At 43.5% G+C, this 11,901-nt stretch carries 14 protein-coding genes; 5 read left to right on the top strand and 9 right to left on the bottom strand.

Features of this window, described 5'->3' with window-relative positions; all coding sequences use genetic code 11:
• Position 1: 1 nt before the first annotated feature.
• The 6 genes from flaG to HUO09_RS01590 all read right to left on the bottom strand — a co-directional run bounded on the left by flaG (position 2) and on the right by HUO09_RS01590 (position 6,038).
• A complete protein-coding gene (flaG, locus tag HUO09_RS01615) occupies positions 2-463 on the bottom strand; it encodes a flagellar protein FlaG (protein WP_188232776.1) in 462 nt (153 codons plus the stop codon).
• A 74-nt stretch (positions 464-537) separates the two neighbouring features.
• Positions 538-1,668 (bottom strand): flagellin, encoded by a 1,131-nt coding sequence (locus HUO09_RS01610; RefSeq protein WP_167413755.1) that lies wholly within the window; start codon positions 1,666-1,668, stop codon positions 538-540.
• Between the two features lie 225 nt (positions 1,669-1,893).
• Complete coding sequence (locus tag HUO09_RS01605; protein WP_188232775.1) at positions 1,894-3,033, bottom strand: flagellin; 1,140 nt, start codon at positions 3,031-3,033, stop codon at positions 1,894-1,896.
• A gap of 260 nt (positions 3,034-3,293) precedes the next feature.
• Entirely contained in the window at positions 3,294-4,427 is a 1,134-nt protein-coding gene (locus tag HUO09_RS01600) for a flagellin (protein ID WP_188232774.1), read from the bottom strand.
• Between the two features lie 143 nt (positions 4,428-4,570).
• On the bottom strand, positions 4,571-5,476 hold the full coding sequence (locus HUO09_RS01595; RefSeq protein ID WP_188232773.1) for a Dyp-type peroxidase: 906 nt from the start codon (positions 5,474-5,476) through the stop codon (positions 4,571-4,573).
• A 97-nt stretch (positions 5,477-5,573) separates the two neighbouring features.
• Positions 5,574-6,038, bottom strand: coding sequence for a DUF2919 domain-containing protein (locus HUO09_RS01590; RefSeq protein ID WP_188232772.1), 465 nt, complete (start codon positions 6,036-6,038; stop codon positions 5,574-5,576).
• Positions 6,039-6,327: 289 nt separating this feature from the next.
• Between HUO09_RS01590 and HUO09_RS01585 the strand changes: the two genes are divergently transcribed.
• The gene (locus tag HUO09_RS01585) at positions 6,328-6,672 is read left to right on the top strand and encodes a DUF2956 domain-containing protein (RefSeq protein WP_188232771.1); all 345 of its coding nucleotides are present in this window, start codon (positions 6,328-6,330) and stop codon (positions 6,670-6,672) included.
• Between the two features lie 26 nt (positions 6,673-6,698).
• Here HUO09_RS01585 and HUO09_RS01580 read toward each other — a convergent pair whose 3' ends face one another.
• Positions 6,699-6,980 carry a helix-turn-helix domain-containing protein gene (locus HUO09_RS01580; RefSeq protein ID WP_042484051.1) on the bottom strand — a complete coding sequence of 94 codons (282 nt, stop codon included), beginning with the start codon at positions 6,978-6,980 and terminating at the stop codon, positions 6,699-6,701.
• Positions 6,981-7,227: 247 nt separating this feature from the next.
• Here HUO09_RS01580 and HUO09_RS01575 point away from each other — a divergent pair, with 247 nt between their 5' ends.
• The 4 genes from HUO09_RS01575 to HUO09_RS01560 are packed head-to-tail and all read left to right on the top strand — an operon-like array spanning position 7,228 to position 9,650.
• Complete coding sequence (locus HUO09_RS01575; protein ID WP_188232770.1) at positions 7,228-7,575, top strand: ArsC family reductase; 348 nt, start codon at positions 7,228-7,230, stop codon at positions 7,573-7,575.
• A gap of 44 nt (positions 7,576-7,619) precedes the next feature.
• Positions 7,620-8,753: a succinyl-diaminopimelate desuccinylase gene (gene dapE, locus HUO09_RS01570; protein ID WP_188232769.1), complete on the top strand. Its 1,134-nt coding sequence runs from the start codon at positions 7,620-7,622 to the stop codon at positions 8,751-8,753.
• Positions 8,754-8,775: 22 nt separating this feature from the next.
• Positions 8,776-9,453 (top strand): M15 family metallopeptidase, encoded by a 678-nt coding sequence (locus tag HUO09_RS01565; protein ID WP_188233176.1) that lies wholly within the window; start codon positions 8,776-8,778, stop codon positions 9,451-9,453.
• Positions 9,454-9,464: 11 nt separating this feature from the next.
• Positions 9,465-9,650 carry a DUF2897 family protein gene (locus HUO09_RS01560; protein WP_167412382.1) on the top strand — a complete coding sequence of 62 codons (186 nt, stop codon included), beginning with the start codon at positions 9,465-9,467 and terminating at the stop codon, positions 9,648-9,650.
• Positions 9,651-9,694: 44 nt separating this feature from the next.
• On the opposite strand, the gene bamC is transcribed toward HUO09_RS01560, so the two are convergent.
• On the bottom strand, positions 9,695-10,711 hold the full coding sequence (gene bamC, locus HUO09_RS01555) for an outer membrane protein assembly factor BamC (RefSeq protein WP_167412383.1): 1,017 nt from the start codon (positions 10,709-10,711) through the stop codon (positions 9,695-9,697).
• Positions 10,712-10,769: 58 nt separating this feature from the next.
• Positions 10,770-11,648, bottom strand: a complete 879-nt coding sequence (gene dapA / locus HUO09_RS01550) for a 4-hydroxy-tetrahydrodipicolinate synthase (protein WP_188232768.1) — start codon at positions 11,646-11,648, stop codon at positions 10,770-10,772.
• Between the last annotated feature and the right edge of the window lie 253 nt (positions 11,649-11,901).

Raw genomic sequence — 11,901 nt, 5'->3', positions numbered from 1 at the left:
TTTACACCTTAGCCGACAATAAGCCCGATTTATGGTCCTGTTGTCGGGAAAGACGTCGTAATACTTCAAGCATTTCTTCTTCAGGAATTTGGCGGATAATGTCACCTGTTGAGGCTTCATATACCGTTACTACGTCCCGACCAGATTCTTCATCAATTCTGAAAGATAACCCTTTGTTGATAGATTTAACAAAATCGCTAACTTGTTCTACCATTTTAGCTCGTCGTTCTTCATTCAGCTTCTCACGTTCACGAGAACGTTCAATTGCTGCGTCGACCGACTCTTGCTTAGTCTTCTCCAGCTGTTGTGAAATGTGCTCATAAACCTTATCTGAGCGCTCTACCGGTCGTTCCTCCCTTTTCGCCGTCGAAATGTTATTTACGCTTTCATTTTCTGAAGCAAATTTGATGCCACTTTGTGAGCCGAAAGGCTGGACGTTCGATGTGTGTAATGGTACTTCCATAACAATCTCCCTTCCACCTTAGAGGTAACTTTTCTCCAATTACGCTACCTATAAAGCTCAGTTAGCTTTATCAGTTAACCCAACAAGCTAAGAGCCGCAGATGGTGACTGCTTCGCTTGAGCCAAAACAGACGTACTCGCTTGTTGCAGAATTTGCGACTTCGTCATTGCAGTGGTTTCACGAGCGTAATCCGTATCTTTAATACGGCTACGAGATGCATTCACGTTCTCGTTGATGTTCTCTAGGTTGCTGATTGCATGACCAAAACGGTTTTGGAATGCACCTAGTGAAGCACGTTGGCTATCTACGGCTTTAAGAGCACCATCGATCACCGCAATCGCTTCTTGAGAACCACCAACTGTTGATACGTCAATATCTTTTACAGTCAGGTCTTCACCTTGGCCAAAGCCAATCTCGGTACCAAGATCACCACCAATAGTGACATCACCTTGGACTTTTTGAGTTGCTGCGAAAAGTTGTAGCTTACCACCTTCACCAACTGACGCTTTAATGTCGTCATTTTGGCCGTTGATGTAAGTAGCCACTTCTTCCAAGTCATCACCTGCTTTTGCAGAAATAGTGACTTCACGAGCTTCACCCTGTTTGTCGGTGTAGTTCAGTGTTAGATCTTTCGCTTCGCCGACTTTCCAATCCGATCCTTTACCTTCTTGGGCACGGTAAGCTTTACCACCCATATCGGTCGTATCTGAACGCATGTTACTCATAGATAAAGCGACCGCTTCACCTGAGTCAGCACCGATTTGGAAGGATTTACTGCCGAAAGAGCCGTTCAGTAGCTTGTTACCACCAAACGATGTGGTTTCCGCAATACGGTTCAATTCGTCATTAAGTGCAGACACTTCTTCTTGAATTGCTAAACGCTCAGAACGCGAGTTCGAACCGTTAGAAGATTGCAATGAAAGGTCACGCATACGTTGAAGGATGTTGGTAGTCTCATTCATTGCACCTTCAGCAGTTTGTGCAATAGAGATACCATCGTTCGCATTTCTTACCGCCATGTCTAAGCCACGGCTTTGAGAAGTTAAACGGTTTGAAATTTGTAGACCTGCCGCATCATCTTTTGCGCTGTTGATTCGGTAACCCGAAGACAAACGCTCCATAGATTTTTGCGTGCCGTCCGCTGCATTGTTTAAATACCGCTGAGCAGTCATCCCCGCGACATTCGTGTTCACACTTATTGCCATATTGATCTCCTTAGGCAGATTGTTGATATACCTTCGAGTCTCTCACCTCTCTCCGGCACACCTCATTTCTCTCGTAATCTGTAACGGCGAAGAATTAACAACCTTTAGAGAAAAAATATTACTTTTTCGCAAAATAATTGAACATTTGAAGAATTAATAAGCAAATCAAGATATTAAATGCAAAAAAAATCCAGCCGAAGCTGGATTTTTTCATCTGGAAGCGGATTAACCAAGTAGGCTAAGCGCTGCGTTTGGAGCTTGTTTAGCTTGCGCCAACACTGTGCTTGATGCTTGAGAAAGAATTTGCGACTTAGTTAGTGCAGTTGTTTCTTTCGCGAAGTCAGTGTCTTTGATACGGCTCTTAGAAGCATTCACGTTTTCGTTAATGTTGTCTAAGTTGCTGATTGCATGGTTGAAACGGTTTTGGAAAGCACCTAGTTCTGCACGGTGGCTATCTACAAATTTCAACGCTGAGTCGATGATAGCAACAGATTCTTGAGCGCCGCCTACTGATGTTACGTCAATAGAGTTCACAGTTACTGCTTTACCTTCAGCAGAACCTAAACCTAGTTCACCAGCAAGAGAACCACCAAATGCTACTTCGCCGTCTAGTTTGTCAGTACCTGCGAATACTTGTAGCTTGCCATCTTCGCTTACAGACGCTTTAACTGTGTCTGTTTGACCGTTGATGTAAGTTGCTAGCTCTTCGATGTCATCGCCAGCTTTTGCTGAGATGTTGATAGTTTGCTCTTGACCAGCTTTGTCAGTGAAAGACATAGTTAGGTCGTTTGCACCTGATTGAACACCCCAGTTTTTGTCTTTACTTTCAGTTGCTTGGTAGCTAACACCACCCATCTTAGAGTTATCGCTACGCATGTTGTTTAGGCTTAACATTACAGCTTCACCTGAGTCAGCACCAATTTGGAATGACTTAGTTGAGAATGTGCCGTTTAGTAGCTTGTTACCACCGAAAGAAGTGGTTTCTGCAATACGGTTTAGTTCGTCGTTTAGTGCAGATACTTCTTCTTGAATCGCTACGCGCTCAGACTTAGAGTTTGAACCGTTAGTTGATTGTAGTGACAAGTCACGCATACGTTGCAGAATGTTAGTCGTTTCATTCATCGCACCTTCAGCAGTTTGAGCAATCGAAATACCATCATTCGCGTTGCGCACTGCTACGTCTAAGCCGCGGCTTTGAACGTTCAAACGGTTAGAGATTTGAAGACCAGCTGCATCATCTTTTGCGCTGTTGATTTTTGAACCAGACGATAGACGCTCCATTGACGTTTGTTGTGCGCTAGTTGCGCCGTTTAGGTAACGTTGAGCTGTCATTGCTGATACGTTGGTATTTACATTTACTGCCATGGTGATTTCTCCAATTGATTTTCCGGTAGTTCAGGTTTCCGACGTCTCGGAAAACCAAGTAGTTCTCTCAAAGTTACTTTCTATAACGGCTCCTATTCGGGAACCTTTAGAAAAATTTTTCGTTTTTTTTAAAAAAACTTCGTTTGGCGTATTAAACGTGACGAAAGCATTAAAAGTTTTAAAAAGTCGATTTTTTTATTAAAGGTTTACAACACAGCGTCGATAAACCTTGATTTTCTTTTACCCAGTGCGTTTTCTTTTTAACCAAGTAAAGATAAAGCCACGTTTGGCTGCTTCTTAGCTTGAGCCAAAATAGAGGTACTCACTTGTTGAAGAATTTGCTGCTTAATCATTTGCGTCGTTTCTTTCGCATAATCAGCGTCTTTAATACGGCTATTAGAAGCAGCTAGGTTTTCGTGCACGTTATCCAAATTATTGATCGCGTGCGAAAAACGGTTTTGTAATGCACCCAACTCGGCACGGTGACTGTCGACATATTGCAGCGCAGTATCTAAAACCGACACAGCACGTTGAGCACCACCAGCGGAGCGGATATCCAGGTCATTCACAGATTCATAGCCTTTGAGATCCATTTGAAGCTCTTCGGCTAAGCTGCCACTGAATGACAAAGTTCCGGAAGTCTCTTTACCCGCCATAAAGATCTGCAGTTGACCATCTTCATTGACGGATGCTGATACTTCATCGGTTTGACCGTTTATGTATGTGGCTAGCTCTTCTACATCGTCACCTTCTTTAGCGTCAATATTGATTGAAGACTCTTTGCCACTCGCATCAACATACTGAATCATCAGCTGGTTATTGCCTTTTGATACCTGCCATTGTTCATCCAGCGATCGACGGCCTACATAGCTGAAACCGCCCATATCAATACTGTCTGAACGCATGTTCTTCAACGACAACTGAACCGCCTCTCCAGAGCTTGCGCCTATCTGGAAAGAAGATTGTCCAAAAGTACCATTGAGCAATTTTCGCCCACCAAAAGAGGTTGTTTCAGCGATTCGGTTCAATTCATCATTCAAAGCCGCCATTTCTTCCTGCAAAGCGATTCTTTCGGCTTTGCTATTGGAACCATTGGCTGACTGAAGGGATAAATCTCGCATGCGTTGCAGCAAGTTGGTACTTTCCTGCATCGCCCCTTCCGCAGTTTGCATGATGGACACACCGTCATTGGCATTACGCACAGCGACATCAAGTCCGCGCATCTGAGTTTCTAAGCGATTCGATATTTGCAGACCTGCCGCATCATCTTTAGCACTGTTAATCTTCTTACCTGAAGACAAACGCTCTAAAGATTGATTAAGCATTTCTGTAGCTGAGTTCAAATGGCGCTGAGCCACAAGAGCAGAGACATTTGTGTTTACCGTTACCGCCATACAGACGCAACCACCTACTTCTGGTTAATTCTGTTAGCTATATCGGTGGCGAGCAGATTTTCTTTAGTAAGAGTTTTATCTAAAGCAAAAAGCCGGACATTCAGTCCGGCTTTCATCTATACGATTATTCTCTTTTTATCGAACTAGGCCTTTAAAGCAAGGCTCGCTAGCATCTCTTGAGAAGGTGCGAAGAAGTACGCGCCAGTGACAGCATGGGTAAAGCGAAGCAGCTGGTCTGTTTTACCATCAGTCACACCATACATACTTTCTAGCATCACTTTCATGTTATGCAGTGTGTGGCAGTAAGAGATAAACAGCAGACCATGCTCACCACTTGCAGTACCATACGGTAAGCTGTGGCGAACAATCTTCAACCCTTTACCTTCTTCTTTAATATCAACACGACCTACGTGTGAAGCGGCTGGAACATCATCCAATTCGATGGAGTCAGGCTTAGTACGGCCTACCACTTTTTCTTGAGCAGCGATGTTTAAACGGTTCCAAGCAGGCAAATCATGCACAAAGCGTTGCAGCAATACGTAGCTACCACCAGCAAACTCACCATCCTGAATCAGTGCCACTTCTTGACGTTTCTCATCTTTTGGATTTTCGGTTCCATCGATGAATCCTGTCATATCACGAGCATCTAGGTAGCGGAAACCATAAGTTTCATCAACGACCGTCACATCTTCTGCCGTCTCAGCTAAGAATGTGCGTAAAACGTAAAACAACAAATCGTGACGAGTTGAATGACAGTGAATCAGTACATCAACATCCGTACTAGGTGCTAATACATTGCCTTCACCTAGCGGTTGAAAATCGATCAGCTCTTCTGGCATCGCAACATCAAGCTTTTGCCAAAATGCTTTAGTAAAAGAAACCGATACCGTTAAAGCCGCACCGGGTTGATTGGCATTCATATCCGCGATTTGTGCTGGCAACGCTTGAAGCTGTTGTAAAACATGAGCGTGGTTTTGGCGAATTTTCAAAAGGCTATAGAGTGCAAATGGGCCTGCTTCAGGCAGAATTGCAGTCTGTGACATTGACATAAAAAATCCTCACTATTCATTTATGCTCATTGGTTATGGACTGAGTGTAATTAAAAAATATTTCTCTATGTTGACCACGATCATGAGTTAACAATGATCATGTTCGATACAAAACAGGGACTTGAAAGCAATCTCTGACACTACGACTGTTATAAACATACAAAGCAAACCACAGTAATAGCAACATACTCAAGGCGGATATCCAGCTAAAAGAACCGTGCTGAAGATAAACGTGATACCCAGATTGAGCGAATTGCGCCAATGCCGTTAACAACGTTACCTCTCTGCCCCATTTAGCGAATGATATCGCCCAGCGCCTGTCAGGGTGTCTTAATCCGACCAACCACATCATTGCAATACTCGGCACGCCCATCGCTAACCCTAGATACAACATCGAGAGATCAGGGTAAATCAAACCTAGAATTTTCGGTCCACTGTCGCGACTGGCTCCTGCCATCACAAATACAATCCAAGCTTTCGACAAGAAAAACCAGCCTAGCCATAACCATTTAGGAGCCTTAAGAAAGCCGTTAGCATCGTATTGTTCAATTGAATAACGCACAGTGTTCCATCTAATATTACTACCTTTGTTACACAACCACTTTAACCGAATAGTTTCAAATAGCTATACGTAATCGCTGATTGAACCAGTAGAGATTAGATTCAGAATGTAAGAAAAAGACTTGAGTACCATTCTAGCCAATTATCAGTGACGTCATAGTGAAAGACAAACAGAACACCATGAGAGATATAGAAATTAGACAGCAGAGTTGATCTAGAGCCCTTCATCAAATATGTCCGTTCGTGATAGGGTTTAGTCCTATTGACTATCAAGACTAGATTCTGCATTTATGAACAAGAAAATCGTTCCTTCGGAACAAACTCAGCAAGAGGCATTGGCGGTCGCTAGAGCAATTCAAAAACCGGGACAAACAAAAGAACAGACCAAATTGATTGCTCAAGGAATAGAGAAAGGTATAGCGCTATACAAAAAGCAGCAAAAAGAGAAAAACCGCCAAGCAGATAGAGCGCGCAAGAAAGCGTTAAAAACAAAGCAAACCAGTGCAGAAACTCAAGAGACGGAAGAGTTTAATGAATTTGAAGCAGCAACAAACACGCCAAGCTTATTACCTTGGATATTACTAGGCTTAAGCTGGGCTGGCTTTATCGCGTATTGGTTTATACAAAACCAATAATAAAGAAAAAGCCAGCAATGCTGGCTTTAAAATCCTAAGCTCGCCGCAATATCATTTTTGCGGTCAAAAACCCATTGGCTATCAAATGGTCCCCAGTCTGATAACTGGTAGTAGCCATCGTTATGACGTCTACCATCCTGAACAAACATGAGTTCTATACCAATTCCCGGAAGCGCTTTAATCACGTCCTGAATCGTACGACGTGGCCATCCCGTTTTCTCAATAAGTTTAGGCACATTAGGCCGCTCAAGGCTTTCCACTAACAAGGCTAAATACAAACGCCTAGCAAAAACAGGACTCAATTCCATTGATACCTCCTAATCAATACAGGACTCATTATTTCTTTTTTACCTCGAAACGTGTTGCGTTTGATCAATAACTTTTCAATACCATGCAAATCAGAGCGTATTTTCTTGTCACGAACCCTTTTGTCACGAGGCTGGCTTCCTGTTAGGATTTGGCAAACAACGATAATTCAGCCTATATCCACAAGCTTGACGTTGTAACCCTCGCGGTTGCAGTTCCTGTGGGTGGGGAGATAAAGGAAAAATATTAATGACTATTATGTATGGCATCCCAAACTGCGACACAATTAAGAAGGCGCGTAAGTGGCTTGAAGCAGAAGGTGTTGAATACCAGTTTCATGATTATAAAAAACAAGGGATCGACGCTGAACTCGTCAAGGAGTTTTGCCTATCACTTGGTTGGGAAAATGTGTTAAATAAACGCGGCACAACCTATCGTCAACTTAGCCAAGAGCAGAAAGACACGTTGAATGAAACGAATGCTATCGCGTTGTTGGTTGAGCAGCCTTCAATGATTAAGCGTCCGATTGTGCGCCACAATGACAAACTAGAACTCGGCTTCAGCGCTGCGAACTACTCGGCTCTTTTTTGCCAATAATTTTTTCTCAATAAACCGTTTCTTTATTAACAAGGATTTCAAGGATGACAGATAGCCCTGTTTTGGCTCTCGCAAAAGATTTAATCAGTCGCCAATCGGTAACCCCAATCGATGCAGGTTGCCAAGATTTAATGATTCAACGCTTAAAAGCGCTCGGTTTCGAAATCGAATCAATGGTGTTTGAAGACACGACCAACTTCTGGGCTCGTAAAGGTACTGAAGCACCGCTGTTTACCTTCGCTGGCCACACAGATGTCGTTCCTGCCGGTAAACTGGAGCAATGGCATACTCCACCATTTGAACCAACCATTATCGATGATCATCTGCATGGGCGTGGCGCGGCAGATATGAAAGGTTCACTGGCTTGTATGATTGTTGCTGTAGAACGCTTTCTTGCTGAAAACCCGAACCATAAAGGTTCAATCGGCTTTTTAATCACTTCTGACGAAGAAGGTCCATTCATCAATGGTACAACACGAGTTGTTGATACCTTAATGGAACGTAACGAACTGATTGATATGTGTATTGTTGGCGAACCTTCAAGCACATTGAAGGTCGGTGATGTAGTTAAAAATGGTCGTCGTGGCTCGATTACTGGTGACATCACCATTAAAGGGACACAAGGTCATGTGGCTTATCCGCATCTCGCGAATAACCCTGTACATCAGTCACTTCCAGCACTGGCTGAACTGGCAACAATGAAATGGGATGACGGCAACGAATACTTCCCGCCAACCAGCTTCCAAATTCCAAACGTGCATGCTGGAACAGGGGCATCGAATGTCATTCCGGGTGAGTTCAATGTTCAATTCAACCTACGTTTCAGTACCGAGCTATCAGCTGAAGAGATTCAGCGTCGTGTTCATTCCACTTTGGACGCTCACGGACTGGATTATGACTTGCATTGGACTCTGAATGGTCTGCCATTCTTAACAGATACAGGTGAACTGCTTGATGCCGTAGTTAAAGCCGTGAAAGAAGTGAATCATCAAGAACCCCAGTTACTTACAACGGGTGGTACTTCTGATGGTCGTTTCATTGCTCAAATGGGCGCACAAGTGGTGGAACTGGGTCCTGTGAATGCCACTATCCACAAAGTGAACGAATGTGTCAGCATTCATGATCTTGAGCTGTTGACCGATATGTACCAAAAAACGTTGGAAAATCTTTTAGCGTGATGGAGAACCTATTCGCGTGATTATGACCGCTGAGCAATTAACCGGTAAAACTGAATCCCATTTAACGGAAGTGCTGGTAGGACAGAAGTATTTTCTTGTCCATCCTGCTGTTAAAGATGATCTGCTGTCACTCAAAGAGGCTGCAGATAAAGAAGGTTTTAACTTCAATATTGCCAGCGGTTTTCGTTCCTTTGAACGCCAACTGGCGATCTGGAATCGAAAAATGTCAGGCGAAGCAGTGCTCCTTGATGAGAACAGCCAAATAATCCAGTCGCAAAACCTGAGTGATGAGAAAAAAATTACGGCTATTTTGCGTTGGTCTGCGCTACCGGGGGCAAGTCGTCATCACTGGGGAACCGATTTTGATGTCTTTGATAGAAACGCCATCCCAAGTGATGGCGGTTTGAAACTGGAGCCCTGGGAGTATTTACAAGACCACCAGCAACCTTTTTACCTCTGGTTGCAAGCACATTTAGCCGAGTTTGGATTTTTCTTCCCTTATCAGGAAAATGGCTCAGGTGTCGCTTTTGAGCCATGGCACATCAGCCATAAAAAAACGGCTCAGGCTTGTTTGCAGCAACTCACTTTAGAGCAATTGTCTACGCAACTGGATTCTGCGCCCATTTTAGGTAAAGAGTGCGTGCGCCTAGGGCTTGCAAAGATCTACAATCAATACATCACTAACATCAGCACTCGCTAACGGCAATCAGCATGATAGAGTTTCTTTTTAACCCGTGGGTCATCTCAATCGTCATCGTCAGTGTGGTGATCGGTAATATTGCTGCATTGAAATACACAGCGAATATGAAATACGGTCAGCAGAAGAAGAAAAGCGATTTAGATAAACTGAATGAACTTGATAAACAACATCATAGCGACAAAAATCACAAACAATAAAGGACGCAAATGCGTCCTTTATTTTATCTAACGAGTATTCAGCGTTATTTCTTATCAATTATCGCTGCGAGTACTGGAACCATGTCTTTCAACAAGGCTTCTTCAACAGGTTTACCTGATGAATCAGTCACGTTAATAGAGGTACGGTTACCTAAATCACCAAATAGGAAAGTATAAGTTCCCGATTTTAGCTCAATAGGTTTTACGCCAATCTCTTGCCAGAACTCATCGTCCGGTGAAGCGTATTTTGCTTTTACAGTACCTTGTGACTGACTGCGTTCTTCAAGCGTAAAGCCCATGTGCGGTAAGATGTTAGGCAAACGAGGCCAAAGCACGTCGTAAGAAGAACGGGCAATAATCACAGGTAAACCACTACGGTCAGCACCCATTGAAATTGGAATTTTCTTTACTAACTCTTGTGCTTTTCGCGCTGCTTCTTCACGAGCGTCAAGATCATAGCGAGTCGTCACTAAGTTGGTCATCAAAGCGTTGTAACGCTCTTTATTGGTTGTTGAAACTGGCATCTGTTTGCCATCTTCACGCCAATCGATCAGTGACACTTTAAAGCCATAGCGATTATTGTCTTCAACTCGAGTCACTTCGTAACGAGCGCCCAACTCGACGTCTTCATCTTCTGCAACCCAAGAAACCCAATCCGTTTCAATTCTGTCATCAGTTTGAGAAAGGATATTAATTTTACGCTCAGCGATCACTTTTAAGACCGTATTCCAAACTTTATCCACTTCTTCTTTACGAACCATCCACAGTGAAACTTCGCCTTTTTGGCGTTCAGCACGAGCTCCTGGGATCAATTCCAGAACTTGTTGCGGCGGGCGAATATCAACGGTTTGGCCTACTCCGCCATGATAGTTCCCCTGCGGGATATCAAAATTGGGGTAAAACTCTGGAGTCGCTCCCTCTGGTAGCTGCCACTCACTGAAGCTTTTCGTCTCTAGGTAGGTAAAATCATCTTTGGCTTGACGGCGATGTGTCGAATTTGAACAAGCACTTAAAACCAAAACAGCTAGTGAACTAATAACTAGCTGACGCGTAAACTTCATTGAAACTCCTAAAATGCACCGAGGTGTAAAAACACCTCGGCATTGTATGGAAAGCGCCTTAAAAAATACAGGCTTCAGTCATTGCTTGGGCAACAACTGGTTGAGCTTGTTCAGAAAGAGGTGTTAAAGGTAGACGTAGATCACCAAAAGAAATCAAACCCAGTTTGTGAGCAGCCCACTTAACTGGAATCGGGCTTGATTCCACAAACAGATTTTTATGCAAAGGCATCAAACGTTGGTTAATGGCTTCTGCTTCGTCAAACTTACCTTCCAGCGCTAGATGCGTCATGTTCGCCATGTCTGCCGCTGCAATGTTGTTCGTTACTGAAATAACGCCTTTACCACCCAGCTTAATGAACTCAAGACCAGTCGCGTCATCACCACTTAACAGAATAAAGTCGTCGCCACAAAGTTCACGGTGCAGTGCCACGCGGCTAAGATCACCAGTAGCATCTTTGATAGCAACAATGTTATCTAGTTTTGATAGTCGAGCCACAGTCTCTGGTTTCAAATCAACGGCAGTACGGCCTGGTACGTTGTACAGGATGATTGGCACTTCAGTCTGTTCAGAAATGGCTTTGTAATGCTGGTACAAACCTTCTTGTGTTGGTTTGTTGTAGTATGGAGTCACACTGAGAACACCGGCAATACCCGTATTGTTGAGCAAACGGCTGAAAGTAATTGATTCGTGAGTCGCATTTGCCCCCGTACCCGCAATAACAGGAATACGGCCATTAGAATACTCAACGATCTTCTCTACAACTTTGACATGCTCTTCGATGGTCAGGGTGGATGATTCACCTGTTGTACCTACGGCAACGATAGCATCGGTACCAGCGTCAACATGGTAGTCAACAAGCTTCTTCAGACTTACAAAGTCGACTTCGCCATCTTGGGTAAAAGGTGTAATTAACGCTACGATACTTCCTGAAAACATGTCTATCTCCATAAATAAATGCTTTCTGCATGGTACTGCATGGGAGTTGAAAAACACAAGAGGCTAAGAATGCCTAAATGCTCCTTATCAGTGAATATTTATCACATGTTAGAGCTTTCCCCCACTCAATCTCTTGTCGGCTATTGTATATAAGCAATCCTTGCACTTGTTAGAGATCGGTCATATTTAAACGGTCACTATCGTGAACGCTTGTCTCTATACTTAATTTATGGAGTGGTTATCCCAAAAATGA

Origin of the sequence: Vibrio sp. Y2-5 (genome assembly GCF_014596725.1) — a bacterium.
In the GTDB taxonomy this organism is placed as follows: Bacteria; Pseudomonadota; Gammaproteobacteria; order Enterobacterales; family Vibrionaceae; genus Vibrio.
This window is presented reverse-complemented; position numbering and strand designations above follow the sequence as displayed.

Bases quoted from the DNA above. Each gene is read 5' to 3' on its own strand.
- flaG (WP_188232776.1), bottom strand. From the start codon at position 463: ATGGAAGTACCATTACACACATCGAACGTCCAGCCTTTCGGCTCACAA.
- HUO09_RS01610 (WP_167413755.1), bottom strand. From the start codon at position 1,668: ATGGCAATAAGTGTGAACACGAATGTCGCGGGGATGACTGCTCAGCGG.
- HUO09_RS01605 (WP_188232775.1), bottom strand. From the start codon at position 3,033: ATGGCAGTAAATGTAAATACCAACGTATCAGCAATGACAGCTCAACGT.
- HUO09_RS01600 (WP_188232774.1), bottom strand. From the start codon at position 4,427: ATGGCGGTAACGGTAAACACAAATGTCTCTGCTCTTGTGGCTCAGCGC.
- HUO09_RS01595 (WP_188232773.1), bottom strand. From the start codon at position 5,476: ATGTCAATGTCACAGACTGCAATTCTGCCTGAAGCAGGCCCATTTGCA.
- HUO09_RS01585 (WP_188232771.1), top strand. From the start codon at position 6,328: ATGAACAAGAAAATCGTTCCTTCGGAACAAACTCAGCAAGAGGCATTG.
- HUO09_RS01580 (WP_042484051.1), bottom strand. From the start codon at position 6,980: ATGGAATTGAGTCCTGTTTTTGCTAGGCGTTTGTATTTAGCCTTGTTA.
- HUO09_RS01575 (WP_188232770.1), top strand. From the start codon at position 7,228: ATGACTATTATGTATGGCATCCCAAACTGCGACACAATTAAGAAGGCG.
- dapE (WP_188232769.1), top strand. From the start codon at position 7,620: ATGACAGATAGCCCTGTTTTGGCTCTCGCAAAAGATTTAATCAGTCGC.
- HUO09_RS01565 (WP_188233176.1), top strand. From the start codon at position 8,776: ATGACCGCTGAGCAATTAACCGGTAAAACTGAATCCCATTTAACGGAA.
- HUO09_RS01560 (WP_167412382.1), top strand. From the start codon at position 9,465: ATGATAGAGTTTCTTTTTAACCCGTGGGTCATCTCAATCGTCATCGTC.
- bamC (WP_167412383.1), bottom strand. From the start codon at position 10,711: ATGAAGTTTACGCGTCAGCTAGTTATTAGTTCACTAGCTGTTTTGGTT.
- dapA (WP_188232768.1), bottom strand. From the start codon at position 11,648: ATGTTTTCAGGAAGTATCGTAGCGTTAATTACACCTTTTACCCAAGAT.